This window comes from Variovorax paradoxus, from assembly GCF_022009635.1.
Lineage (GTDB): Bacteria > Pseudomonadota > Gammaproteobacteria > Burkholderiales > Burkholderiaceae_C > Variovorax.
Genome location: NZ_CP091716.1, coordinates 1,690,700 through 1,713,979, shown reverse-complemented (window position 1 = coordinate 1,713,979; position 23,280 = coordinate 1,690,700). Strand labels below are relative to the sequence as shown.

Here is a 23,280-nt window from a genome sequence, read left to right as displayed (position 1 = left end):
GCGAGAAGCGGATTCTCCCGCGCCGGCCGGCCTGGTTTTTTATTCTGGTGTTAGCCGATTCTTCGAACACAAATTCGGCCGGCGCAAGAAGATCATCCAACATATCACCAGCCAGACCCGCCAAATGAGCCCCACCAGCGCCGCCCCCCTGCCCTCGCCCCTCGCCTCTTTCGCCGATGGCCTTGCCGCGCACCCTTCCGCGCTGCGCGAGCAGATCACCGCAGCCACCCGCCGCGCCGAGCCCGAGGCGCTGCCGCCTCTTCTTGCCCAGGCCCGCCTGCCGCGCGCGCAGGCCGATGAGGCGCATGCGCTGGCGCATCGCATCGCGCAGCAGCTGCGCTCGCGCAAGAACGCGAGCGGACGCGCAGGCCTCGTGCAGGGGCTGCTGCAGGAATACGCGCTCTCGTCGCAGGAAGGCGTGGCGCTGATGTGCCTGGCCGAGGCGCTGCTGCGCATTCCCGATGCCGAAACGCGCAACGCGTTGATCCGCGACAAGATCGCCCACGGCCAGTGGCAGACGCATGCGGGCCGCAGCCCGTCGGTGTTCGTCAACGCCGCCACCTGGGGCCTGCTGCTGACCGGCAAGCTGGTGGCCACGCACAGCGAGACCGGCCTGTCGGCCGTGCTCACGCGCCTGATCGGCAAGGGCGGCGAGCCGCTGATCCGCAAGGGCGTGGACATGGCGATGCGCATGATGGGCGAGCAGTTCGTCACCGGAGAAACCATCCAGCAGGCACTGGGCAACGCGCGCGAACTGGAGGCGCAGGGCTTTCGCTATTCGTACGACATGCTCGGCGAAGCCGCGCTCACCATGGAAGACGCCAGGCGCTACCGCCTTGCGTATGAAGAAGCCATTCACGCCATCGGCAAGGCCTCGAATGCGCGCGGCGTGTACGAAGGCCCGGGCATCTCGATCAAGCTGTCGGCGCTGCACCCGCGCTACAGCCGCGCGCAGCACGCACGCGTGATGGCGGAGCTTTACCCGGTGCTGCGCGAACTGGCGCTGCTGGCGCAGCACTACGACATCGGCCTGAACATCGACGCGGAGGAAGCCGACCGGCTGGAGCTGTCGCTCGACCTGCTGGAGCACCTGTGCTTCGAGCCGGCGCTCGCGGGCTGGAACGGCATCGGCTTCGTGATCCAGGCGTACCAGAAGCGCTGCCCCTTCGTCATCGACCATGTGATCGACCTCGCGCGCCGCAGCCGCCACCGGCTGATGGTGCGGCTGGTGAAGGGCGCCTACTGGGACAGCGAGATCAAGCGCGCGCAGATCGACGGCCAGGACGGCTACCCCGTCTACACGCGCAAGGCCTACACCGACGTGTCTTACCTCGCCTGCGCGCGCAAGCTGCTCGACGCGCCGGAAGCTGTGTACCCGCAGTTCGCCACGCACAACGCGCACACGCTGGCCGCCATCTACACGATGGCGGATCCGTCGCGCTACCAACCGGGGCAGTACGAATTCCAGTGCCTGCACGGCATGGGCGAGCCGCTGTACGAGCAGGTGGTCGGCCCGCTGGGGCGGCCGTGCCGCATCTATGCGCCCGTGGGCACGCACGAGACGCTGCTGGCCTACCTGGTGCGCCGGCTGCTCGAGAACGGCGCGAACACCTCGTTCGTGAACCGCATCGCCGACCCGACGATCTCGCTCGAAGCGCTGGTGGAAGACCCGGTGGCAACGGTGGAGCACATGGGCGCGCAGGAAGGCGCCGTGGGGCTGCCGCATCCCGCCATTGCGCTGCCGGCGGCGCTGTACGGCACGCAGCGCCTCAACTCGCGCGGGCTCGATCTTGCGAACGACGACAGCCTGCGCCTGCTGGGCCAGGCCCTGCAGGCCACCGCGCATGAAGACTGGCATGCCGGGCCGATGCTGGCGGCGGCCACCGGCGCGCAAGGCGAACCGGCCGACGTGCTGAACCCCGCCGACCATCGCGATATGGTCGGGCAGGTGCGGGAGGCCACGCCGGCCGATGTCGAGTCGGCCGTCTCGCAAGCAGAAGGCATTGCCGCCGCATGGGCGGCCACGCCGCCCGCCGAGCGCGCCACCATGCTCGAGCGCGCCGCCGAGCTGCTCGAAGAACAAATGCCGCGCCTGCTCGGCCTGCTGGCGCGCGAGGCCGGAAAGACCTATGCCAACGCCATCGCCGAAGTGCGCGAGGCGGTGGACTTCCTGCGCTTCTACGCAGCGCAGGCCAGGAACGATTTCTCGAACGACACGCACCGCGCGCTCGGCCCGATGGTCTGCATCAGCCCGTGGAACTTTCCGCTGGCGATCTTCACCGGCCAGGTGGCCGCCGCGCTCGCGGCCGGCAACCCGGTGCTCGCCAAGCCGGCCGAGCAGACGCCGCTGGTCGCCGCCGAGGCGGTGCGCATGCTGTGGCAGGCCGGCGTGCCGCGCGCCGCGGTGCAGCTCTTGCCGGGCCAGGGCGAGACGGTGGGCGCGAGCCTGGTCGCCGACGCGCGCGTGCAGGGCGTGATGTTCACCGGCTCGACCGAGGTCGCGCGCATCCTGCAGAAGACGCTGTCGCAGCGCCTGGGCGCCCACGGCGCGCCGGTGCCGCTGATCGCGGAGACGGGCGGGCAGAACGCGATGATCGTGGACTCGTCCGCGCTGGTGGAGCAGGTCGTCACCGACGTGATGGCGTCGGCCTTCGACAGCGCCGGCCAGCGCTGCTCGGCGCTGCGCGTGCTGTGCGTGCAGGAAGAAGCGGCCGACCGGCTGGTCGAGATGCTCAAGGGCGCGATGGCCGAGGCCTGCATCGGCAACCCCGCGCGGCTGTCGGTGGACGTGGGCCCGGTGATCGACGCCGAGGCGCGCGACGGCATCGAGCGCCACATCGGCGCCATGCGCTCGCGCGGCCACAAGATCTACCGGCAGGGCCGCGAGCACGGGCAGGACGCGCGCCACGGCACCTTCGTGATGCCCACGCTGATCGAGCTGGACAGCATCTCGGAACTGCAGCGCGAGGTGTTCGGGCCGGTGCTGCACCTGGTGCGCTACCGCCGGCGCGACCTCGGCGCGCTGGTCGGGCAGATCAACGGCACGGGCTACGGCCTGACGCTGGGCGTGCACACGCGCATCGACGAGACCATCGCGCAGATCGTGCAGCACGCGAAGGCGGGCAACGTGTACGTCAACCGCAACATCGTGGGCGCGGTGGTGGGCGTGCAGCCCTTCGGCGGCGAAGGGCTGTCGGGCACCGGGCCGAAGGCCGGCGGGCCGCTGTACATGCTGCGCATGCTGTCGAGGCGGCCCGAGGATGCGATGGCGCGGGCGATGGACGGCGCTTCCGCCTCGTCGGCATCGAACGCGGGCCTGTCGGCGCTGGCCCGCTGGGCACAGAAAAACGGGTGCGACGCGCTGGCCGCGCAGTGCGCGCGCTTCGCGTCGCTGTCGCGTGCCGGCGATTCGCGCACGCTGGCCGGCCCGACCGGCGAGCGCAATGTCTACACGCTGCAGCCGCGCGAGGCGGTGCTCTGCCTGGCCGGCGACACGGCCGACCGGCTCACGCAACTGGCGGCGGTGCTGTCGGTGGGCAGCACGGCCATCTGGCCGGCAGATGCCGCGGCGCAGGGCCTGCGCGCATCGCTCCCGGCAGAAGTGCAGCAAAGCGTGGCCATCGCCAGCGACTGGAATTCACCGACCGTGGCCTTCGACGCCGCGCTGCACCACGGCGACGCAGGCGACCTGGCCGACGTGATGCACCGCATCGCAGCGCGGTCCGGCCCCATCGTCGGCGTGCGGGCCTTCGCGCCGGGCGATGCGCAGATTCCGCTCGAAAGCCTGGTGGTGGAACGCGCGCTCAGCGTCAACACCGCCGCGGCCGGCGGCAACGCGAGCCTGATGACGATCGGCTGATCTCTTCTGCTATTTGTCGAACGCGGGATCGATCGGCACGCGGTAGCCGTTGACCAGCCGGTTGGTCTCGTTGGCCATGCCGACCACGGCCATCAGCTCGGCGAACATCTCCGGCGTCATGCCGGCCTTGGCCGCGCCCGCATGGTGGCTCGCGATGCAGTAGCCGCAGTTGTTGGTGACGCTTACGGCAAGGTAGACCATTTCCTTGACCACCGGATCGAGCGCGCCGGGCGCCATCACCTCTTTCAGGCTCGCCCAGGTGCGCTTGAGCGTGGCGGGGTCGTTGGCAAGGTACTTCCAGAAGTTGTTGACGTCGGGCACGTTGCGCGAGGTCTTGATGTCGTCGAACACGGCCTTGACGGCGTCGGCGGCGGCGGCGTACTCGATGGGTTGGGGCTTCATTCTTCAATCTCCTGGGGGGAAGGCTGCATTGTGGAGCGCCCGCCAGGAATCAGGCCCGCGGCTCCGGCCGTCGCCAGAGCCATGCGAGCACGACGGCCATCGAGCCGATGCCGACGCCCGCGAGCCAGGGCTTGTGCGCGGTGAGCGAGATGACGACCGCGCAGAACGCCATCGCGGCGGTGGCGCTCCACTTGGCGCGGCGGCTCACGGTGCGGCCGTTCTCCCAGTTGCGCAGGATGGGGCCGAAGAGCCGGTGCTCCAGCAGCCAGCGATGCAGGCGAGGCGAGCTGCGCGCCGCGGCCCACGCGGCCATCAGCACGAACACCGTCGTCGGCATGCCCGGCACGATCACGCCGATGACGGCCAGCACCAGGCACAGCGCGGCAAAGGCCAGCAGCAGCCAGCGGGCGGCCAATGGCAAGGGGCGGGGCACGGCTGCGGGCGGGGGCGGATCTTCGACGGGCATCAGGTGTCGATTGTGCTCACTCCACCGTCACGCTCTTCGCCAGGTTGCGCGGCTTGTCCACATCGGTCCCCCGCGCACCCGCCGTGTGATACGCCAGCAGCTGCAGCGGCACCACGTGCAGGATCGGCGAGAGCGCGCCGTAGTGCTCGGGCATGCGGATCACGTGCAGGCCTTCGCTGCTGGTGATCTTGGTGTCGCCGTCGGCCAGCACGTAGAGCACGCCGCCGCGCGCGCGCACTTCCTGCAGGTTGCTCTTGAGCTTTTCGAGCAGTGCGTCGTTGGGCGCCACGGCCACCACGGGCATCTCGTTCGTCACCAGCGCGAGCGGGCCGTGCTTGAGTTCGCCGGCGGCATAGGCCTCGGCGTGGATGTAGGTCACTTCCTTGAGCTTGAGCGCGCCTTCGAGCGCGATCGGATAGTGCAGCCCGCGGCCCAGGAACAGCGCGTTCTCCTTGCGCGCGAAGTCTTCGGCCCAGCCGATGATCTGCGGCTCCAGCGCCAGCACCGACTGCAGCGCGACGGGCAGGTGGCGCATTTCCTTCAGGTAGCGCGCTTCGTCGGCTTCGCTCAGGCGGCCCTTGCTTTGCGCGATGGCGAGCGTCAGCAGGAAGAGGCCCGCCAGTTGCGTGGTGAAGGCCTTGGTCGACGCCACGCCGATTTCCACGCCGGCGCGCGTGATGTACGCCAGCTTGCACTCGCGCACCATCGCGCTGGTGGCGACGTTGCAGATGGTCAGCGTCTGCTCCATGCCCAGCGAGCGCGCATGCTTCAGAGCAGCCAGCGTGTCGGCGGTTTCGCCCGACTGGCTGATGGTGACGACCAGCGTCTTGGGGTCGGGCACGGAGTCGCGGTAGCGGTATTCGCTGGCGATCTCGACCTGCGTGGAGATCTTCGCGATGCTCTCGAGCCAGTACTTGGCGGTGCAACCGCTGTAGTAGCTGGTGCCGCAGGCCAGGATGAGGATCTTGTCGATGTCCTGGAACACGCGGTGCGCGCTGGCTCCGGTGGCGCCGTCCTGCCCGATGCCGTCGAACAGCTCGGGCACGATGCCTTCCACGCCCTCGAGCGTGTCGCCGATGGCGCGCGGCTGCTCGAAGATTTCCTTCTGCATGTAGTGGCGGTACGGGCCCAGCTCGGCCGCGCCGCTGTGCGCGTGCACGGTGCGCACCTGGCGGGCCACCGGCTTGTGGTTCTTGTCGACGATCCAGTACTTGCCCGGCTGCACGTCGACCACGTCGCCTTCTTCCAGGTACACGATCTGGTCGGTCACGCCGGCCAGGGCCATCGCGTCGCTCGCGAGGAAGTTCTCCGTGCCGTCCTTGCCGGCGCCCAGGATCAGCGGCGAACCGGCGCGCGCGCCGACCACGCGCTGCGGCTCGTCGCGGCAGATCACGGCAATGGCGTAGGCGCCGTGCAGTTGCAGCACCGCGGCCTTGACGGCTTCGAACAGGTCGCCGTCGTAGAGGCTGTCGACCAGGTGGGCGATGACTTCGGTGTCGGTCTGGCTCTCGAACACGTAGCCCTTGGCCTCGAGCGCGGCGCGCAGCGTCTCGTGGTTCTCGATGATGCCGTTGTGCACCAGCGCGATGCGGCCCGGGCGCGCGGCCTGCGCGTCGGCGCCGGGGCCGTGGCTGAAATGCGGATGCGCGTTGTGCACTGCCGGCGCGCCATGCGTGGCCCAGCGCGTGTGGGCGATGCCGGTGAGGCCTTCGACCTTGTCGTCGCGCACCTGCGCCACGAGGTCGGCCACGCGCGAGGTGGTGCGCGCCCGCGTCAGTCCGCCGGCATGCACCGCCACGCCGCAGGAGTCATAGCCGCGGTACTCGAGCCGCTGGAGGCCCTGCACGAGGACCGGAACGATGTTGCGATGGGACGCTGCCCCGACGATGCCGCACATGGTGATCTGCCTTTGAATGAAGAAGAGGCTCGATGGTAGAAAGGCATGAAAGAAATATGCATTCGAAATTCAAACGATTTCGGACTTTTATTTCTTGCATTCTGTTGTTTGGATATTTATTTCATAATTCAACCGAATATGGAATCAATATCGCTAGATTCAACCGACCTGCGCCTGCTCGACGCCCTCCAGCGCGACGCCTCGCAGACCAACCAGCGGCTGGCCGCCGACGTCGGAATCTCCCCGCCCACTTGCCTGCGTCGCGTGCAGCGGCTGCGCGACGAAGGCCTCATCGAGCGCCAGGTCGCGCTGCTGTCACCCGACCGGCTGGCCACGGTGCTGGGCCACGGCCTGCAGGCGGTGGTGGAGATTTCATTGGACCGGCAGGACGCCGCCTCGCTCGACGCCTTCGAGGCGCGCGTGATCGCCGACGACGCCGTGCAGCAGTGCTGGCGCGTGTCTCCCGGCCCGGACTTCGTGCTGATCGTCGCTGCGCGCGACATGCCGGATTACGGCGCGCTCACGCAGCGCCTCTTCACGGCCGATGCGAACGTGCGCAACGTCAAGGCCTTCTTCAGCCTGAAGCGCGCGAAGTTCGAGCCCCGGCTGCCGCTGGGGTCCCGGACCTGAGAAGGTCCTCAGGCCTTCGGCTTCTTCTGCGGGCGCTTCCAGTTGGGGAAGCTGACCTGCTTCGCGCGCGAAACGGTCAGCGCCCCAGGCTCAGTCGACTTGTTGACGGTCGAGCCGCCGCCGATGGTGCCGCCCGCGCCGATGGTGACCGGCGCCACCAGCACGCAGTTGCTGCCCACATGCACATCGTCGCCGATCACGGTGCGGTGCTTGTTGGCGCCGTCGTAGTTGGCCGTGATGGAGCCCGCGCCGTAGTTCACGCGCTCGCCCACCGTGGCGTCGCCCAGGTAGGCCAGGTGGTTGGCCTTGGCGCCGGCGGCCAGCGTCGAGTTCTTGACCTCCACGAAGTTGCCGATGTGCACCTCGGCGCCCAGTTGCGCGCCGGGCCGCAGCCGCGCGAACGGGCCGATGAGCGCGCCCGCGCCCACGGTCACGCCGGCCTTCTCGCCTTCGATGTGGGTGAACGGGTGGATCACCGCGCCGGCTTCGATGCGCGCGTTGGCAATGACGCAGTTCGCGCCGATGCGCACGCCCTCGCCCAGCGACACCGCGCCTTCGAAGACGCAGTTGACGTCGATCTCCACGTCGGCGGCGCACTCGAGCGTGCCGCGCAGGTCGAAGCGCGCGGGGTCGGCCAGGCGCACGCCCTGCTCCATCAGCGCATTTGCCTGGCGCAGTTGCCAGGCGCGCTCCAGCGCCGCGAGCTGGGCCGGGCTGTTGATGCCGGCCACCTGCAATGCGTCGGTGGTGACGTGCGCGACCACGGGCACGCCATCGGCGGCAGCGAACTTGACCACGTCGGTCAGGTAGTACTCGCCCTGGGCGTTGCGGTTGTCCAGCCGCGCGAGCCAGCCCTTGAGCAGCCGCGCCGGCACGGCCATCACGCCGCTGTAGATCTCGCGCACGGCGCGCTGGGCCTCGGTGGCGTCCTTGTGCTCGACAACGGCGGTCACGTCGCCGGCGGCGGCCGAGCGGATGACGCGGCCGTAGCCGGTGGGGTCGTCGAATTCGATAGTCAGCAGCGCCAGCCGCTGGCCGCCGCTGGCAGCGACCAGCGCGCGCAGCGTGTCTTCGCCGATGAGCGGCACGTCGCCCGAGAGCACGACCACCGTGCCGTCGTCGGGCAGCAGCGGCGCCGCCTGCAGCACCGCGTGGCCGGTGCCCAACTGCGGCTCCTGGCGCGCGAAGCGCAGCGTGGCGCCGGCAATGCCGCCGGCCATGGCCGCCTCGACCTCGGCCGCGCCGTGGCCGGTGACCACCACCACGTCGCGCGCGCCGATGCGCCCGGCGGTGCCGGCCACATGCGCCAGAAGTGCGCGGCCGGCCAATCGATGCAACACTTTGGGCAGCCTGCTCTTCATGCGCGTGCCCTTGCCGGCGGCCATGATGACGATGTCGACCGGTCCCGGCGTGTCCTGTTGCGGAGTCTGATTCATGCGTTTTTCTTCCCGATTTCGTTGCGCGGCAATGGCGCGGATTATCGGCGTGCTGGTTGTGGCCGCCGCGCTCGCGGCCTGCAGCGCGGTCCGGCTGGCCTACAACAACCTGCCCACCGTGAGCTACTGGTGGCTCGACGGCTACCTGGATTTCGACAGCGAACAGAAGCCGAAGGTGCGCGACGAGCTCGCCCAGCTGCTGGCCTGGCACCGCCAGAACGAGTTGCCGCGCATCGCCACGCTGCTGCAGGAAGCGCAGGCGCTGGCGCCCGGCGAGGTGACGCCGGCACAGGTCTGCACCATGGCCGACCGCATCCGCGAGCGCCTGCTGGCCGTGACCGACCGGGCGGAAACCGCCGGCGCCCAGCTTGCGCTGAGCCTGACCGACGCCCAGCTGCAGCAACTGGAACGCAAGTACGCGAAGAACAACGCCGACTACCGCAAGAACTGGCTCGACCGCACGCCGGCGCAGGTGCAGGAAAAGCGCTACGACCAGTTCCTGGACCGCACCGAAGACTTCTACGGCCGCCTGAGCACCGAGCAGCGCGACCTGCTGAAGCAGCAGGTCGCGCAGTCGGTGTTCGACCCGCGGCTGGCGGACGCCGAGCGCCGCCAGCGCCAGCAGGAGGCATTGGTGCTGCTGCGCGGCTTCGTGGCCGACAAGCCCTCGCCGGCCGAGGCGCGCGCGGCGCTGCATGCCTATATCCAGCGCGTCGCCGAGCCGCCGCCCGGCCCCTGGCGCGACCAGCAGCAGGCGCTGCTGGAAGAAGGCTGCCGCAACACCGCCGCGCTGCACAACGGCACGAGCGCCAGCCAGCGCGCCCAGGCCGTGCGCCGGCTGCAGGCTTATCAGGACGATCTGCGCCAGTTGGTGGCGGCGCGCTGAGGCGCCGGGCTCGGCTCAGATCAGCGGCGTGGGCCGCATCGGGCGCTCGAAATAGTCGCCCAGTGTTTCCAGCGCGTGCGGCTCCATGATGCGCAGCCAGCCGGTATCGATCTTGTAGAACCCGAGCCGCTGCAGCCGCCGCATCGTCTTGTTGGTGTGCACCAGCGACAGCCCCAGCGCGTCGGCGATGTGCTGCTGGTTGAACGGAAACTCGACCCAGCCGTCGCGCACCATGCCCACGCGCTCCGCGCGGCGGTACAGGTGCATCAGCAGCATCGCCACGCGCTCGCCGGCATTGCGCCGTCCGGCGGTGACGAGGTTGTCGTCCACCATTTTTTCCTCGCGCGCGGCGAGCCAGGTGATGTCGTAGCCGAGCTTGGGCTGGGCATGGAACAGGCCCCAGAGCCGGTCGCGCGAGAAGGCGCACAGCGTGACGTCGGTGACGGCTTCGACGCCGTGCGTCTGGCCGTCGGCGAACTCGTCCTGCAGGCCGACGAAGTCGCCGGGCAGCAGGAAGCTCAGGATCTGACGGCGGCCGTCGCTCAGGGTCTTGTAGCGGAAGGCCCAGCCTGAATAGAGGGTGAAGAGCTGCGAGCTGGGCCGGTGCTCCTCGATGACCGAGTTCCCGGCTTCCACGCGCCGGGTGCCGACGCGGAACGACTGGATGGTCTTGAGTTCTTCATCGGACGCAGGAAGAAAGGCCGCGAGCTGGCGCAGCGCGCACTGGTCGCACGGATTGATGCCCTGGGGGGGCGGCGCGGCGGCGGGGTAGTCCTCGAATTTCACACTTCACTATAGGCCGTCCGGCTGTGTCTTTTGACATTTCGAAGCGTCTTTCGCGTCACTAGACTGCGCACCGTTTCTCCCCCTGACGACGCATGACGCAAGACCAGACGCTCTACGAAATTCTCTACTGCAGCACCCTCGTGCCGGACCTCGCGCCCCCCACGGTGGGCGCGATCGTGACCCAGGCGCGCGCCCGCAACGCCGAGCAAGGCATCACGGGCCTGCTGGTCTTCGACGGCATGCGGTTCTGCCAGCACCTGGAAGGGCCGCGCGAGGCGGTCGAGGCGCTGATGGGGCGGATCGTGCGCGACCCGCGCCATGTCGACATCCGCATCGCCTACGAGGGTGCGCTGCGCAGCCGTCGCTACACCGGCTTCGGTCTGGGGCTGGCGGAAAGCGAGGGGCCGCACCTGATGTCGGGCGTGCACGCCCTGGAGGGCGAGACCGCCCTGCTGCATTTCCTGGCGCTGCGACCCAGCTTCGACATCAACGGCTGAGGCGCCCCGCGCCCAAAGAAAAAGGCGGCCGGAGCCGCCTTTTTTTCGCGCAGGGTTGGCAGAGGGTCAGGCGTTGTCCCAGCTGTAGGTCGCGCCGTAGCCGTCCCACGCTTCCATGACGATGCGCTGGCCCGCCGCCACCGTGAGCGACTCCCCGGGTGCGAGCACCAGGTCTTCGCTGGGATTGGCGAGCGTGGCGTCGGGCGTGATCCACACACGGCCCTGCTTGACCCGCAGCACGCTGGTCGAACGCGCCTTCAGGCTCATCGCCTCGCCGGGGGCGATCTGCCAGGCGCCACGACGGACGGCTGGCGGCACCGCGGCAGTGGCGGTGCGGGCGGGAACGGACAGGGACGAGAGCGATTCGGTGGTGCAGATGGCGGTGGACATGTTGAGGACTCCTGGGCTTTGCCGAAGCGCATGACAGACAGAAGGCAATTGCGCAGTTCGGGAATGAATGATCTCTCCTGGGCCGTTGGCAGTCCAATGAAAAGGAGGTAGCCTACTGATGCCCGTTTCGCATCAATGCGTTCGGCCGCCAGATAGCCGCTCGAAGTCATCGCCATGCAACATTCGCAAACCCATCTGCGCTCCCGCCCGATCTCGGCCGGGCACCTGCGCGCCTTCGAGGCCGTCGCCCGCCACCTGAATTTCCGCGCCGCCGCCGAGGAAATGGCGCTCACCCAGTCGGCCGTGAGCCGGCAGATCCAGTCGCTGGAAGAAGAAGTGGGCGTGGCGCTGTTCCTGCGCCACACACGGGCGGTGGAGCTCACCAGCGCCGGCGCGCAGCTGCTGCTGGCTGTGCAGCAGTCGCTGCCGCGCATCGACACGGCGGTGCGCCAGATACGGCAGAGCGCGGGGCGCAAGAGCGTGTCGCTGACCACTTTTGCCTCGTTCGCGTCGATGTGGCTGATTCCCCGGCTGGAGGCCTTCCAGCGCGACAACCCCGAAATCGACATCCGCATCGACGCCAGCGACGTGGCGGTCGACCTCGAAGTGGCCGACGTCGACATTGCGCTGCGCTACGGCCCGCGCGAGGTCATGCCGGCCGGCGCGGTGCGCCTGTTCGGCGAAACACTGACGCCGGTGGCCAGCCCCTGGCTGCTCAAGAGCAGCCCGCCCATCAAGACGCCGGCCGACATCACCCGCTTCACGCTGATCGAGGCCGGCGACGCCCACCGCACCCACCTCGAATGGCTGACCTGGCGCCGCTGGTTCGAGGTGAACGGCCAGGAACGCGCCCAGCCCAAGCGCTGGCTCTATTTCAATTACGCCTACCAGATGGTGCAGGCCGCCCTTACCGGGCAGGGCGTGACACTGGCGCGCAGTTCGCTGATCGCCGAAAGCCTGGCCAACGGCGACCTGGTCGAGGTGCTGCCGCAGCACCGCATGGATTCGCCGATGGCCTACTGGCTCATCGCGGGGCCGCGCAACGCGCTGCGGCCCGAGATCAAGGCCTTCTGGGACTGGCTGCAGGTGCAGGCCATCACCACGCGCGAAACCATCGGCGAGGTGCCCGACCCGGACACGGTGGACAACCTCGACTGAGCCCGGGGCTCAGCTGGTCGGCCAGACCACGCCGTTGTCGTTCAGGATGGCGTCCAGCGGCAGGTCGTGCGATTCGGGCTCGAAGTCTTCGAGGAAGCCGTTGGTGAAGCCCAGGCCGACCGTGAACGGCCGCGGCTCCAGCGCCGCCAGCGTGCGGTCGTAGAAGCCGCCGCCGTAGCCCAGCCGGTAGCCGCCGGCGCTGTAGCCCACGCAGGGCACGAACAGCAGGGTCGGCACGATGAGTTCGGTGTCCTTGGGCTTGGGAATGCCGTAGGCGTCTTCTTCCATCTGGCAGCCCGGGTACCAGGCATGGAAGGTCAGGGTCTTGTGAACTTTGTCGATCACCGGCAGTCCGATGCGGCGGCGCTGCGGCTCTTCCATGAGCTCGCCGTCCTCCTTCCAGCGGTGCAGAGCGGGCAGCGGATCGAATTCGCCCTTGATCGGCCAGTAGGCGCCGATCACGGTGTCGGGCCGGCCGACCAGCCAGATCCGCATCACGCGCTGCAGGAGATCGGCGCGCGCCAGGCGGTCGGGCATTGCCAGTCGCTGCTCGATCAGTGCTTTTCGCAGCTGATCCTTAAGAAAACTCGCGGTCGCCGAGGTGTCGGCATCCTTTGACTTGTCCATAATCCCCCGATGCAGTTCCCAAGCATTTTGGCATCCAAGCGCCGCCGCCCGCGCAGCGCACCCCCCGCACTCGTTTTTTCCGCTGTCCTGGCCCTCGCCGCGTTGCTTTCGCAGCAACCCGCCGCTGCCCAGAACAACACCAACGACGACGTGCTCATCCAGATGAAGCAGGCCTTCCAGCGCGGCGACAAGGCCCGCCTGTCGGCCCTGCTGCCGCAGGCCCGCGGGCATGCACTGGAACCTTGGGCCGCCTATTGGGAACTCAAGGCGCGATTGTCGGAAGCCTCGCCCAACGAAGTGCAGGACTTCTTCGCGCGCTACGCCGGCACCTACCAGGAAGACCGCCTGCGCAACGACTGGCTGCTGCTCACGGGCCAGCGCCGCGACTGGGACAACTTCTCCGCCTCCATCGCCGGCTTCCGCATGGGCGACGACGCGCAGGTACGCTGCTACGCCACGCTGGTCGACACGCTGCGCAGCGGCACCGCCACGCAAGCGCAGGCCGACGAGGTGCGCCGCAACTGGTTCGCGCAGAAAGACGCCGACGACGGCTGCCTCACCGCCTCCGACCGCATGGTCGCCGCCCGCCTCATGACGCCGGCCGACGCCTGGAAGAAAGCGCGCCTGGCCATGGAGGCCAACCGCCCGCAGGCCGCGCGCGGCGCCGTCACCATCGCGGCGCCCGACGCGCTGCCGCTGTTCGAGGAGCTGAACGCCAGCTCCGCCAAGTTCCTGACCGGCCGCGCCTTCGTCGCCGCCAAGTCGCGCAAGGAGCTGGTGGTGCTCGCGCTCATCAAGGTGGCCATCGCCGACCCCGACCTGGCCGCTTCGCAACTCGACAGCAAGTGGGGCCCGATGCTTTCCGCCGAGGAGCGCAACTGGCTCTGGGGCACCATCGGCCGCCAGGCGGCGGGCAAGCTGTCGCCGCAGGCCGGCGGCTACTTCGCCAACGTCACGAAGAACAGCGACCTGTCGGACGACATGCTCGGCTGGCGCGTGCGCGCCGCCCTGCGCGCCGGTCAGTGGAAAGAGGTGGCGCCGGCCATCAACGCCATGAGCGAAAGCGCCCAGCTCGACCCGACCTGGGTCTACTGGAAGGCCCGCGCGCTGGCCAACAACGGCAGCGAAGAGCGCCGCGCCCAGGCCCGCGAGCTCTACCAGAGCATCGCCGGCTCGCGCGGCTTCTACGAAATGCTGGCGCTGGAAGAACTGGGCCAGCGCACCGTGGTGCCCACCCGCCCCGCCCCGCTCACGCCCGAAGAAAAAGCCACGGCGCGCGCCAACCCGTCGCTGGCGCGCGGCCTCTACGCCATCGCGATCGGCCTGCGCCCCGAAGGCACGCGCGAGTGGAACTACGCCACCAACCTGCACGACAAGGGCGGCATGGACGACCGCGCACTGCTCGCCGCGGCCGACTTCGCCTGCCAGCGCGAGGTGTGGGACCGCTGCATCAACACCAGCGAGCGCACCAAGGGCGTGGTCGACGTCGATCAGCGCTTCCCCATGCCCTTCCACGACACGGTGCTGCGCAAGAGCCAGGACATCGGCCTGGACCCGGCCTACGTCTACGGCCTGATCCGCCAGGAAAGCCGCTTCATCATGGACGCGCGCTCGGGCGTCGGCGCCTCGGGCCTGATGCAGGTCATGCCCGCCACCGCGCGCTGGACGGCCCGCAAGATCGGCCTGACCGACTTCTCGCCCAACCAGATCAACGACCGCGAGACCAACATCACCATCGGCACCAACTACCTGAAGCTGGCGCTCGACGACTTCGACGGCTCCATGGCGCTGGCCGCCGCCGCCTACAACGCCGGCCCGGGTCGCCCGCGCAATTGGCGCAACGGCCCGGTCATCGACGCCGCCATCTGGGCCGAGAACGTGCCTTTCAGCGAGACGCGCGACTACGTGAAGAAGGTGCTGGCCAACACCACCAACTACGCCGCCATCATCAGCGGCCGGCCGCAGTCGCTGAAGGAGCGCCTGGGCCGCGTGGGCCCGCGCGACGCCGCGGAGCCCGAACCGAACAAGGACCTGCCTTGAGGCTGGCTCGATGAGCTGGCGCGACGAGGTCCTGAACACCATCGCGTCCGAGTTCTCGGACGTGACCGACGTCGCGCAGCTCACGCGCATCGTGCTGCGCCTCACGCTCGCCGCCGCACTGGGCTTCGTGCTCGGATTCGAGCGCGAGCAGGCCGGCAAGGCGGCCGGCGTGCGCACGCACATGCTGGTGGCCATCGGCTCGGCCATGTTCGTGCTGATACCGCAGCAGACCGGCATCGTGCCGGCCGACATGAGCCGGGTGATCCAGGGGCTGGTGGCGGGCGTGGGCTTCCTGTGCGCCGGCACCATCCTCAAGCAGGGCAAGGACGAGAGCCACGTGCAGGGCCTGACCACCGCCGCCGGGCTTTGGATGACTGCCGCCATCGGCATGGCCTGCGGCCTCGGGCGCGAAGCCACTGCGTTGCTGAGCGCGCTGCTGGCGCTGGCCGTGCTCTCGCTGGTGCCGCGCCTCGTGGGGTTGATCGAACGCGCGATCGGACCGCCGAGGGGCGTCAAGGACGGCGCCGCGCCGCGCGTGATCGCATCCTCCAGCGACGACAACGGCGCACCGAGGCGCTGAAGGCCCCGGCGCATCGGCATCAATTCGCGCCGCGTTCCTCATCAATCGCCTCGCGCTGCGCGGCTAGCATTTAAAACTTTGCACTCAACGCCCGGGAGGCCCTCATGCGCAAGCTCTACATCGGCAACAAGAACTACTCGTCCTGGTCCATGCGCCCCTGGGTGCTGATGAAGCAGGCCGGCATCCCCTTCGAGGAGGTGATGGTGCGCTTCGACTCCTTCGATGCCGACTCGAAGTTCAAGAACGTCATCGCCGCCATCAACCCGGTGGCCAAGGTGCCCGTGCTGGTCGATGGCGACCTCGTGGTCTGGGACACGCTGGCCATCGCCGAATACCTGGCCGAGACTTTCCCTGAAAAGCAGCTGTGGCCCCGCGATGCGGCCGACCGGGCGCGCGCCCGCAGCGTCTGCGCCGAAATGCACTCGGGCTTCAGCGGCCTGCGCGGCCATTGCGGGATGAACCTCGAAGCCTCGCTGCCCGAGGTGGGCGCACGGCTCATGAAGGAAGTGCCCGAAGTCGCCAGCGACCTGGCGCGCATCGTGCAAATGTGGACCGGCCTGCTCGAGGCGCACGGCGGCCCGTTGCTGTTCGGCGAATTCAGCATCGCCGACGCTTACTTCGCGCCCGTGGGTACGCGCATCACGACTTACGGGCTGCCGGTGCCCCCGCACATCACGGCCTACATCGGGCGCGTGCAAGCCTTGCCGGGCATCAAGGCCTGGATCGATGGCGGACTGGCGGAGAAGGATTTCCTGCAGTTCGAGGAGCCTTACCGCACGGGGCGGTAAGGTTCTCGACGAGGATGGCGGTCAGAAGCGGTAGGTTGCCGCCAGGTAGGTGACGATCGGGTTCAGCTTCAGGCTGGCCTGGCTCGTGGCCACCGGCAGGCCGGTGATCGAGGTGGTCGTCAGCTTGGCCGTGGTCTTCAGCGGGATGTACGACACCGAGAACGAGACGCCCCAGTGCTTGTCGAACTGGTAGGCAACGCCGGCGTTCAGCACGGGGGCGAACTTGCTGTCGAGCTTGGCCGTGGTGTTGACGCCGAACGGCGACACACCGAACTGCGAAGCCAGCGCGCTCTGCAGGTTCGACGTGAGCTTCACGTCGCTGTACCAGACGTAGGTCGCGCCCAGGCCCACGAACGGACGGAACGCCGAGTTGGCGTCATTGAAGAAATACTTGCCCAGGATGGTCGGGCTCCACTGGCGGGCCTCGCCCAATTGGCCGACGCGGCCCAGCGTGCCGGTGCCGTTGAGCTTGAACTTCGGCGGCACGCCGAACACGCCTTCCACGGCCCAGTTGCTGTCCAGGAAGTAGGTGGCATTGAGACCCAGGGTGTCGGAGTCGCTCACGCTGGCACCCGAGCCGGGCAGCACCGCCGGAACCGGGGAGGTCACGGTCAACGGCTTGCTCGAGTCCTGCGGCGACAGGTGGAACCAGCCCGTGCCGATGACCCAGTCGCCCGCCTGCTGCGCCATCGCGCTGCCGGACGCCAGGGCGCCCAGAGCCGCCAACGCAAACACTGTTTTCTTCATGATGTGAAAGCTCCTTTGATTGAGAAATCCCTCTGCGAAGCGCAACCCCGGCTTGTAGCCGCCGCTGACATTTGCCCGCTGGACGAATGGTGGCCCGCTTTGCACCGGAAATTATCGAACGACCGTTCTATTTTTGAGGTACGGAGTATCCCTACACTGCATCCATGAATATTTTTCTCGTTGGCGGCGCTGTGCGCGACCGGCTGCTGGGCCGGCCGGTGTCCGACCATGACTGGCTGGTGGTCGGCGCCACGCCCGAAGCCATGGTGGCCGGCGGCTACCTGCCCGTGGGCCGCGACTTTCCGGTGTTCCTGCACCCCGAGACGCGAGAGGAATACGCGCTCGCCCGCACCGAGCGCAAGAGCGCCCCGGGCTACCGCGGCTTCACGGTGCATGCCGCCCCCGACGTCACGCTGGAACAGGACCTCGCGCGCCGCGACCTGACAGTCAACGCCATCGCGCTGCCGGCCGAGCGGGTAAATGCCGACGGCGGCTTCGACCCCACGTCCGATACGCTGGCCGACCCCTTCCACGGCCAGCGCGACCTGCGCGACAAGGTGCTGCGCCATGTGACCGACGCCTTCCGCGAAGACCCGGTGCGCATCCTGCGCGTGGCGCGCTTCGCCGCGCGCTTTCACGATTTCAGCGTCGCTCCCGAGACCATGGCCCTGATGCGCGAGATGGTCGCGGCCGGCGAGGTCGATGCGCTGGTGCCAGAGCGCGTGTGGCAGGAGCTGTCGCGCGGCCTCGCCGAAGCGCGGCCCTCGCGCATGTTCGAGGTGCTGCGCGAGTGCGGCGCGCTGGCCGTGCTGCTGCCCGAAGTCGACCGGCTGTGGGGCGTGCCGCAGCGCGCCGAGCACCACCCCGAGGTCGACACCGGCGTGCACCTGATGATGGTGCTGGACACCGCCGCGCGGCTGCAGGCTTCGCTGCCGGTGCGCTTCGCCTGCCTGATGCACGACCTGGGCAAGGGCACGACGCCGGCCGAGGTGCTGCCGCGCCACACCGGCCACGAGAAGCGCAGCGTCGAACTGCTGCAGCAGGTGTGCGAACGCTGGCGCGTGCCGGTGGACATCCGCGAGTTGGCCGAGGTGGTGGCGCGCGAGCACGGCCACATCCACGGCAGCGGCGCGCTCGACGCGGTGGGGCTGGTGCGGCTGCTGGAGCGCTGCGACGCCTTCCGCAAGCCCGCGCGCTTCGCCGACGCATTGCTGGCCTGCGAGTGCGACGCACGCGGCCGGCTCGGCTTCGAGGACGCCGCCTATCCGCAGCGCCCCCGGCTGCTGGCGGTATTGGCCACCGCTGCCGCCGTGCCCACCGACGTGGTGGCGCGCGCCGCCCAGCAGGCAGGCGCCACCGGCCCGAAGATCGGCGAGGCGATCCACCAGGCGCGGGTGGAAGCTGTGGCAGCGTCGCCAGGCTGAAAGCGCCCAAGGCCCTGCTGCACAGCCGGCTTTGGCCGACACGGGAGGATGGCCGCCCGTGCTATGGTTTTTCCCAATGCCAAAGTCCTCCAGCAACTTGCAGTTGCCTCCTCCGTTGGGCCGGGATGCAGCCCTCTTTCTCGACTTCGACGGTACGCTGGTCGGGCTTGCGCCCACGCCTGAAGCCATCGAGATCCCGCCTGCCCTCGTTCCCCTCCTGAGCGACCTGCGCGACCAGCTCGGCGGCGCCCTCGCCGTCGTGTCGGGCCGCCAGATCGACTCCATCGACCGCTTCCTGGCGCCGCTGCGCCTGCCCGCGGCCGGCGAGCACGGCGTGCAGCGCCGAGATTCCCAAGGCCACATGCAGGAGCAGCGCCCGCCCGAGCTCACGCCCATCCTCAACATCGCCAACGAGCTCGCGCGCGTGCACGAAGGCCTGCTGGTCGAGCGCAAGCACGCCGCCATCGCCCTGCACTACCGGCTCGCGCCGCAGCTCGAGGCGGTGTGCCGCGACGCCATGTCGCGCGCCATCGCGCACGATCCGCAGCTCGAACTCATGCACGGCAAGTTCGTGTTCGAAGTGAAGCCCGCGGGCGTCAACAAGGGCATTGCCATCAATGCCTTCATGGAAGAGGCGCCGTTCAAGGGGCGCAAGCCCGTGTTCCTCGGCGACGACACCACCGACGAGAGCGGCTTCGCGGTGGTGCAGCCGCGCGGCGGCGTTGCCGTGAAGGTCGGCTCGGGCCCCAGCCTGGCGCTGCACCGCCTCGAATCGCCGCGCGCCGTCTACGAATGGCTGGTGCAGGCACGCGACCTGCTGGCAGCGCCTGCGACAAGCAAGACAACAGACACCGAATCCCCGAGGAACCCCGGATGAGCGAACAGCAACTGTCGACCGCACCCGAAGCCGAAGCGCAGGTCGGTGCAGCCCCGGCACCGCGCGGCTTCGCGCCGCAGGCCGAGCCTTCGCTCGACGTCGGCGTCATCGGCAACTGCGCCTACAGCGCGCTCATCGACGCGCGCGGCCGCGCCGTGTGGTGCTGCCTGCCGCGCTTCGACGGCGACCCGGTGTTCAATGCGCTGCTGCACCCCGGCGAAGACGCCGGCGCCTGGAGCATCGACATCGAAGACTTCGCCGAAGCCAAGCAGTGGTATGAGCCGAACACGGCCGTGCTGCGCACCCAGCTCTTCGACAGCGCGGGCCAGGGCATCGAGATCACCGACTTCGCGCCGCGCTTCTACAGCCGCTCGCGCTACTTCCGCCCGTTGATGCTGGTGCGCCGCGTGCGGCCCATCGCCGGCGCGCCGCGCATCCGCGTGTCGCTCGACCCGCGCTTTCAGTGGGGCGCCTCGGCGCCCGTGGAGGTCACGCGCGGCAGCAACCACATCCGCTACGTGGGTCCCGACCTCACGCTGCGGCTGAACACCGACGCATCGATCTCGCACATCCTCTCGCGCCAGCCCTTCGTGATCTCGCGCGAATACAACTTCATGTTCGGCGTGGACGAGACGCTGCTCGACGGCATCGCCGACACCGCGCGCCGCTTCGAACAGGAGACCATTTCCTACTGGCGCACCTGGAGCAAGCGCCTGGCGATTCCCTTCGAGTACCAGGACGCGGTGATCCGCGCGGCCATCACGCTGAAGCTCTCGCTGTACGAGGACACCGGCGCCATCGTCGCCGCCATGACCACCAGCATTCCGGAAGCGCCGGGCAGCCAGCGCAACTGGGACTACCGCTACTGCTGGCTGCGCGACGCCTTCTTCGTGGTGCGCGCGCTCAACTCGCTGAGCGAGGTGGGCACCATGGAAGACTACCTGCGCTGGCTGGGCAACGTGGTGATCGGCTCGCACGGAGAGCACATCCAGCCGCTGTACGGCATCGGGCTGGAACGCGAGCTGCCCGAGTCCTTCGTCGACGGCCTGCCGGGCTACCGCGGCATGGGCCCGGTGCGCGTGGGCAACCAGGCGCAGGAGCACTTCCAGCACGACGTGTACGGCAACATCGTGCTCGGCGCGGCGCAGTCCTTCCATGACCAACGGCTGCTGAGCCGCGCGGGCGTGGCGGAGTTCCCGCACCTCGAGGCGGTGGGCGAGCAGGCGGTGCGCGTCTACGGCACGCCCGACGCAGGCATGTGGGAGTTGCGCACGCGCGCCCGCGTGCACACCAGTTCGGCGCTGATGAGCTGGGCCGCCTGCGACCGGCTGGCCAAGATCGCCCGCGCGCTGCACCTGCCCGAACGCGCCGCCTACTGGCACGGCCATGCCGCGCGCATGAAGGAAGAGATCCTCGCCAAGTCGTGGTGCGAGGAGCGCCAGGCCTTCGCCGAGAGTTTCGGCGGCCACGAGCTCGATGCGAGCATCCTGCTGATGGTCGAGGTGGGGCTGATCGACGCGCGCGACCCGCGCTTCATCTCCACCGTCGACGCCATGGAGAAGTCGCTGTGCGACGGGCCGTACATGCGCCGCTACGAGGCGGCCGACGACTTCGGCAAGCCCGAGACGGCCTTCAACATCTGCACCTTCTGGCGCATCGACGCGCTCGCCAAGATCGGCCGCAAGGCCGAGGCGCGCCAGATCTTCGAGACCATGCTGGCCGCGCGCAACCCGCTGGGCCTGCTGTCGGAAGACACGCACCCGGTCACCGGCGAGATGTGGGGCAACTTCCCGCAGACCTATTCGATGGTCGGCATCATCAACGCGGCCGTGCGTCTGTCCGCCCCCTGGGACTCCGCCATATGAGCCGCCTCGTCGTCATCTCGAACCGCGTGGCCGATCCGCGCAAGCCCGCCGCCGGCGGCCTGGCCGTGGCACTGGGCGAGAGCCTGCAGCAAAGCGGCGGCCTCTGGTTCGGCTGGAGCGGACAGATCGTCGAAGGCGGGCCGACCGGCGAAGGCGAGCTGCACCGTCAGCAGGCCGGCAAGGTCACGCTCGCCACCATCGACCTGAGCCGCGAGGACCACGACAGCTACTACCTCGGCTACAGCAACGACGTGCTCTGGCCGGTGTTCCACGACCGGCTCGACCTGGCGCATTTCGACGCCGGCTTCATCGGCGGCTACCGTCGCGTGAACCAGCTGTTCGCGCGCAAGCTGCTGCCGCTGCTGCAGGACGACGACATCATCTGGGTGCACGACTACCACCTGATCCCGCTGGCGGCCGAACTGCGCGCGATGGGCTGCAAGCAGCGCATCGGCTTTTTCCTGCACATTCCGCTGCCGCCGCAGATCATCATCGCGGCCATTCCGCAGCACGAGTGGCTGATGCGCTCGCTGTTCGCCTACGACCTGATCGGCTTCCAGGCCCAGCAGGACGTGCAGCACTTCGAGCACTACGTGCGCAACGAGGCGCGCGGCCAGTACCTGGGCGACGACATGTACCGCGCCTACGGGCAGACGGTGCGCTGCAGCGCCTTCCCCATCGGCATCGACGTGGACGAATTCGCCGCGCTCACGCATGCGAAGGAATCGCGCGACATGTACGAGACCATGAAGCGCGAGTATTCGCAGCGCCGGCTGCTGCTGGGCATCGACCGGCTGGACTACTCCAAGGGCATTCCGCAGCGGGTGCGCGCATTCCGCGAGCTGCTGGCGCACTACCCGGAGAACCGGCGCAGCGCCACGCTGATCCAGATCGCGTCGCCCACGCGCGAGACGGTCGACGCCTATGGCGACATCCGGCGCGAACTCGAGTCGCTGTGCGGCGCCATCAACGGCGACTACGGCGAGCTCGACTGGATGCCTGTGCGCTACATCCACCGCATGGTGGCGCGCAAGCGCGTGCCCGGGCTGTGCCGCGCCGCCGCCGTGGGGCTGGTGACGCCGCTGCGCGACGGCATGAACCTGGTGGCCAAGGAATACATCGCGGCGCAGGACCCGGCGGACCCCGGGGTGCTGGTGCTGTCGCGCTTCGCCGGCGCGGCCGAGCAGCTGAAAGAAGCGCTGCTGGTGAACCCGTACGACACGCACGGCACGGCGGAAACCGTGCAGCAGGCGCTGCACATGCCACTGGAAGAGCGGCGCGAGCGGCACCAGAAGCTGCTGTCGCGCATCCGCGACCAAGACATCCACTGGTGGCGCCGCACCTTCCTCGACGCACTGCGCGAAGCGGACAGCGAACGCTAGCCGCCCGCCTCGCCTGCCGGGCGTTTCAGCCCATCAGCAGGCGCATGAGCCGCATCACGGGGCGCAGCTCGGGATCGGCCGGTGCCGGCACATGCGGCCGGTACGGCGCGTGGATGCGCAACGACACCGGCGTGTGCAGCGCCGACACCTCGATCCAGCCGCCGCGCTCCAGCCGGTGGACATCGCCTTCGGCCAGCATGGTCTCGGTCATGAACAGCGTCTCGCCGAACCAGCTCGGCGGCGACAGCATGCGCGCGCGCCCCTCGACCAACTGCAGCCACGCGCCGGCGTCGACAGCGGTGCGCACGGACTGGCCCGGCTCCAGGGTGACGGTATCGGGTGCGGGGTCGATGGTGAGGGTCATGGCGTGCCTTCGAAAAAAAGCGGTGATCGGGCACTGATCGTAGAAATTCGGCTGCCTCGAAAACAGGCACACGCACAGGCTATTGCAGCCATAACAGCCGCCGCGCAGGCGCATCTGTTATGGTGGTTTTCCCAAGCAACTGCATCTGTTTTCGAATGCCCGAACGCGGGAATATCGGC

At 68.9% G+C, this 23,280-nt stretch carries 21 protein-coding genes; 12 read left to right on the top strand and 9 right to left on the bottom strand.

The window, feature by feature from the left end:
• Positions 1 to 124 precede the first annotated feature (124 nt).
• Positions 125 to 3,859 (top strand): trifunctional transcriptional regulator/proline dehydrogenase/L-glutamate gamma-semialdehyde dehydrogenase, encoded by a 3,735-nt coding sequence (gene putA / locus L3V85_RS08060; RefSeq protein WP_237678799.1) that lies wholly within the window; start codon positions 125 to 127, stop codon positions 3,857 to 3,859.
• Positions 3,860 to 3,868: 9 nt separating this feature from the next.
• Here putA and L3V85_RS08055 read toward each other — a convergent pair whose 3' ends face one another.
• Genes L3V85_RS08055 through glmS form a run of 3 tightly spaced genes read right to left on the bottom strand, consistent with a single transcriptional unit; the run spans position 3,869 to position 6,624 of the window.
• A complete protein-coding gene (locus tag L3V85_RS08055; RefSeq protein ID WP_237678798.1) occupies positions 3,869 to 4,261 on the bottom strand; it encodes a carboxymuconolactone decarboxylase family protein in 393 nt (130 codons plus the stop codon).
• A 49-nt stretch (positions 4,262 to 4,310) separates the two neighbouring features.
• Entirely contained in the window at positions 4,311 to 4,727 is a 417-nt protein-coding gene (locus L3V85_RS08050) for a YbaN family protein (protein WP_237678797.1), read from the bottom strand.
• Positions 4,728 to 4,743: 16 nt separating this feature from the next.
• Complete coding sequence (gene glmS / locus L3V85_RS08045) at positions 4,744 to 6,624, bottom strand: glutamine--fructose-6-phosphate transaminase (isomerizing) (protein WP_237678796.1); 1,881 nt, start codon at positions 6,622 to 6,624, stop codon at positions 4,744 to 4,746.
• A gap of 138 nt (positions 6,625 to 6,762) precedes the next feature.
• Between glmS and L3V85_RS08040 the strand changes: the two genes are divergently transcribed.
• Positions 6,763 to 7,254 (top strand): Lrp/AsnC family transcriptional regulator, encoded by a 492-nt coding sequence (locus L3V85_RS08040; RefSeq protein WP_237678795.1) that lies wholly within the window; start codon positions 6,763 to 6,765, stop codon positions 7,252 to 7,254.
• Positions 7,255 to 7,262: 8 nt separating this feature from the next.
• Here the strand turns inward: L3V85_RS08040 and glmU are convergent, their stop codons facing one another.
• Complete coding sequence (glmU, locus tag L3V85_RS08035) at positions 7,263 to 8,690, bottom strand: bifunctional UDP-N-acetylglucosamine diphosphorylase/glucosamine-1-phosphate N-acetyltransferase GlmU (protein WP_237678794.1); 1,428 nt, start codon at positions 8,688 to 8,690, stop codon at positions 7,263 to 7,265.
• A 31-nt stretch (positions 8,691 to 8,721) separates the two neighbouring features.
• Between glmU and L3V85_RS08030 the strand changes: the two genes are divergently transcribed.
• Positions 8,722 to 9,576 carry a DUF6279 family lipoprotein gene (locus tag L3V85_RS08030; protein WP_237678793.1) on the top strand — a complete coding sequence of 285 codons (855 nt, stop codon included), beginning with the start codon at positions 8,722 to 8,724 and terminating at the stop codon, positions 9,574 to 9,576.
• Between the two features lie 15 nt (positions 9,577 to 9,591).
• Here the strand turns inward: L3V85_RS08030 and L3V85_RS08025 are convergent, their stop codons facing one another.
• Positions 9,592 to 10,362: a Crp/Fnr family transcriptional regulator gene (locus tag L3V85_RS08025; RefSeq protein WP_237678792.1), complete on the bottom strand. Its 771-nt coding sequence runs from the start codon at positions 10,360 to 10,362 to the stop codon at positions 9,592 to 9,594.
• 92 nt (positions 10,363 to 10,454) lie between these two features.
• Here L3V85_RS08025 and L3V85_RS08020 point away from each other — a divergent pair, with 92 nt between their 5' ends.
• Positions 10,455 to 10,859, top strand: a complete 405-nt coding sequence (locus L3V85_RS08020) for a BLUF domain-containing protein (RefSeq protein WP_237678791.1) — start codon at positions 10,455 to 10,457, stop codon at positions 10,857 to 10,859.
• A gap of 66 nt (positions 10,860 to 10,925) precedes the next feature.
• Here the strand turns inward: L3V85_RS08020 and L3V85_RS08015 are convergent, their stop codons facing one another.
• On the bottom strand, positions 10,926 to 11,249 hold the full coding sequence (locus L3V85_RS08015) for a DUF2917 domain-containing protein (protein WP_237678790.1): 324 nt from the start codon (positions 11,247 to 11,249) through the stop codon (positions 10,926 to 10,928).
• 174 nt (positions 11,250 to 11,423) lie between these two features.
• Between L3V85_RS08015 and L3V85_RS08010 the strand changes: the two genes are divergently transcribed.
• Entirely contained in the window at positions 11,424 to 12,407 is a 984-nt protein-coding gene (locus L3V85_RS08010) for a LysR substrate-binding domain-containing protein (RefSeq protein ID WP_237678789.1), read from the top strand.
• 9 nt (positions 12,408 to 12,416) lie between these two features.
• Here L3V85_RS08010 and L3V85_RS08005 read toward each other — a convergent pair whose 3' ends face one another.
• Positions 12,417 to 13,034, bottom strand: a complete 618-nt coding sequence (locus L3V85_RS08005; protein WP_237678788.1) for a 5-formyltetrahydrofolate cyclo-ligase — start codon at positions 13,032 to 13,034, stop codon at positions 12,417 to 12,419.
• Positions 13,035 to 13,043: 9 nt separating this feature from the next.
• Here L3V85_RS08005 and L3V85_RS08000 point away from each other — a divergent pair, with 9 nt between their 5' ends.
• The 3 genes from L3V85_RS08000 to L3V85_RS07990 all read left to right on the top strand — a co-directional run bounded on the left by L3V85_RS08000 (position 13,044) and on the right by L3V85_RS07990 (position 16,442).
• On the top strand, positions 13,044 to 15,074 hold the full coding sequence (locus L3V85_RS08000) for a lytic transglycosylase domain-containing protein (protein ID WP_237678787.1): 2,031 nt from the start codon (positions 13,044 to 13,046) through the stop codon (positions 15,072 to 15,074).
• A gap of 10 nt (positions 15,075 to 15,084) precedes the next feature.
• Positions 15,085 to 15,654 (top strand): MgtC/SapB family protein, encoded by a 570-nt coding sequence (locus L3V85_RS07995; protein WP_237678786.1) that lies wholly within the window; start codon positions 15,085 to 15,087, stop codon positions 15,652 to 15,654.
• A gap of 104 nt (positions 15,655 to 15,758) precedes the next feature.
• Positions 15,759 to 16,442: a glutathione S-transferase family protein gene (locus L3V85_RS07990; protein WP_237678785.1), complete on the top strand. Its 684-nt coding sequence runs from the start codon at positions 15,759 to 15,761 to the stop codon at positions 16,440 to 16,442.
• Positions 16,443 to 16,463: 21 nt separating this feature from the next.
• Here L3V85_RS07990 and L3V85_RS07985 read toward each other — a convergent pair whose 3' ends face one another.
• Entirely contained in the window at positions 16,464 to 17,189 is a 726-nt protein-coding gene (locus L3V85_RS07985; RefSeq protein ID WP_237678784.1) for an OmpW/AlkL family protein, read from the bottom strand.
• Positions 17,190 to 17,353: 164 nt separating this feature from the next.
• On the opposite strand from L3V85_RS07985, the gene L3V85_RS07980 reads away from it, so the two are divergent.
• The 4 genes from L3V85_RS07980 (at position 17,354) to otsA (ending at position 22,737) form a co-directional block, all read left to right on the top strand.
• Positions 17,354 to 18,613: a multifunctional CCA addition/repair protein gene (locus tag L3V85_RS07980; RefSeq protein ID WP_237678783.1), complete on the top strand. Its 1,260-nt coding sequence runs from the start codon at positions 17,354 to 17,356 to the stop codon at positions 18,611 to 18,613.
• Between the two features lie 76 nt (positions 18,614 to 18,689).
• Entirely contained in the window at positions 18,690 to 19,490 is an 801-nt protein-coding gene (otsB, locus tag L3V85_RS07975) for a trehalose-phosphatase (RefSeq protein WP_237678782.1), read from the top strand.
• The gene (locus L3V85_RS07970; RefSeq protein WP_237678781.1) at positions 19,487 to 21,355 is read left to right on the top strand and encodes a glycoside hydrolase family 15 protein; all 1,869 of its coding nucleotides are present in this window, start codon (positions 19,487 to 19,489) and stop codon (positions 21,353 to 21,355) included. The genes otsB and L3V85_RS07970 overlap by 4 nt, the downstream gene beginning before the upstream one ends.
• A complete protein-coding gene (gene otsA / locus L3V85_RS07965) occupies positions 21,352 to 22,737 on the top strand; it encodes an alpha,alpha-trehalose-phosphate synthase (UDP-forming) (protein WP_237678780.1) in 1,386 nt (461 codons plus the stop codon). Before L3V85_RS07970 ends, otsA begins: the two co-directional genes overlap by 4 nt.
• Positions 22,738 to 22,762: 25 nt before the next feature.
• Here otsA and L3V85_RS07960 read toward each other — a convergent pair whose 3' ends face one another.
• Positions 22,763 to 23,101: a hypothetical protein gene (locus L3V85_RS07960; protein WP_237678779.1), complete on the bottom strand. Its 339-nt coding sequence runs from the start codon at positions 23,099 to 23,101 to the stop codon at positions 22,763 to 22,765.
• Positions 23,102 to 23,280 lie beyond the last annotated feature (179 nt).

Excerpts from the sequence above, each read along its gene's own strand:
- L3V85_RS07995 (WP_237678786.1), top strand. The coding sequence starts at position 15,085 with ATGAGCTGGCGCGACGAGGTCCTGAACACCATCGCGTCCGAGTTCTCG.
- glmS (WP_237678796.1), bottom strand. The coding sequence starts at position 6,624 with ATGTGCGGCATCGTCGGGGCAGCGTCCCATCGCAACATCGTTCCGGTC.
- L3V85_RS08050 (WP_237678797.1), bottom strand. The coding sequence starts at position 4,727 with ATGCCCGTCGAAGATCCGCCCCCGCCCGCAGCCGTGCCCCGCCCCTTG.
- L3V85_RS08040 (WP_237678795.1), top strand. The coding sequence starts at position 6,763 with ATGGAATCAATATCGCTAGATTCAACCGACCTGCGCCTGCTCGACGCC.
- L3V85_RS08005 (WP_237678788.1), bottom strand. The coding sequence starts at position 13,034 with ATGGACAAGTCAAAGGATGCCGACACCTCGGCGACCGCGAGTTTTCTT.
- L3V85_RS08055 (WP_237678798.1), bottom strand. The coding sequence starts at position 4,261 with ATGAAGCCCCAACCCATCGAGTACGCCGCCGCCGCCGACGCCGTCAAG.
- L3V85_RS07980 (WP_237678783.1), top strand. The coding sequence starts at position 17,354 with ATGAATATTTTTCTCGTTGGCGGCGCTGTGCGCGACCGGCTGCTGGGC.
- L3V85_RS07970 (WP_237678781.1), top strand. The coding sequence starts at position 19,487 with ATGAGCGAACAGCAACTGTCGACCGCACCCGAAGCCGAAGCGCAGGTC.
- L3V85_RS08000 (WP_237678787.1), top strand. The coding sequence starts at position 13,044 with ATGCAGTTCCCAAGCATTTTGGCATCCAAGCGCCGCCGCCCGCGCAGC.
- glmU (WP_237678794.1), bottom strand. The coding sequence starts at position 8,690 with ATGAATCAGACTCCGCAACAGGACACGCCGGGACCGGTCGACATCGTC.
- L3V85_RS07990 (WP_237678785.1), top strand. The coding sequence starts at position 15,759 with ATGCGCAAGCTCTACATCGGCAACAAGAACTACTCGTCCTGGTCCATG.
- L3V85_RS08030 (WP_237678793.1), top strand. The coding sequence starts at position 8,722 with ATGGCGCGGATTATCGGCGTGCTGGTTGTGGCCGCCGCGCTCGCGGCC.
- L3V85_RS07985 (WP_237678784.1), bottom strand. The coding sequence starts at position 17,189 with ATGAAGAAAACAGTGTTTGCGTTGGCGGCTCTGGGCGCCCTGGCGTCC.
- otsB (WP_237678782.1), top strand. The coding sequence starts at position 18,690 with ATGCCAAAGTCCTCCAGCAACTTGCAGTTGCCTCCTCCGTTGGGCCGG.
- L3V85_RS08015 (WP_237678790.1), bottom strand. The coding sequence starts at position 11,249 with ATGTCCACCGCCATCTGCACCACCGAATCGCTCTCGTCCCTGTCCGTT.
- L3V85_RS07960 (WP_237678779.1), bottom strand. The coding sequence starts at position 23,101 with ATGACCCTCACCATCGACCCCGCACCCGATACCGTCACCCTGGAGCCG.
- L3V85_RS08020 (WP_237678791.1), top strand. The coding sequence starts at position 10,455 with ATGACGCAAGACCAGACGCTCTACGAAATTCTCTACTGCAGCACCCTC.
- putA (WP_237678799.1), top strand. The coding sequence starts at position 125 with ATGAGCCCCACCAGCGCCGCCCCCCTGCCCTCGCCCCTCGCCTCTTTC.
- otsA (WP_237678780.1), top strand. The coding sequence starts at position 21,352 with ATGAGCCGCCTCGTCGTCATCTCGAACCGCGTGGCCGATCCGCGCAAG.
- L3V85_RS08010 (WP_237678789.1), top strand. The coding sequence starts at position 11,424 with ATGCAACATTCGCAAACCCATCTGCGCTCCCGCCCGATCTCGGCCGGG.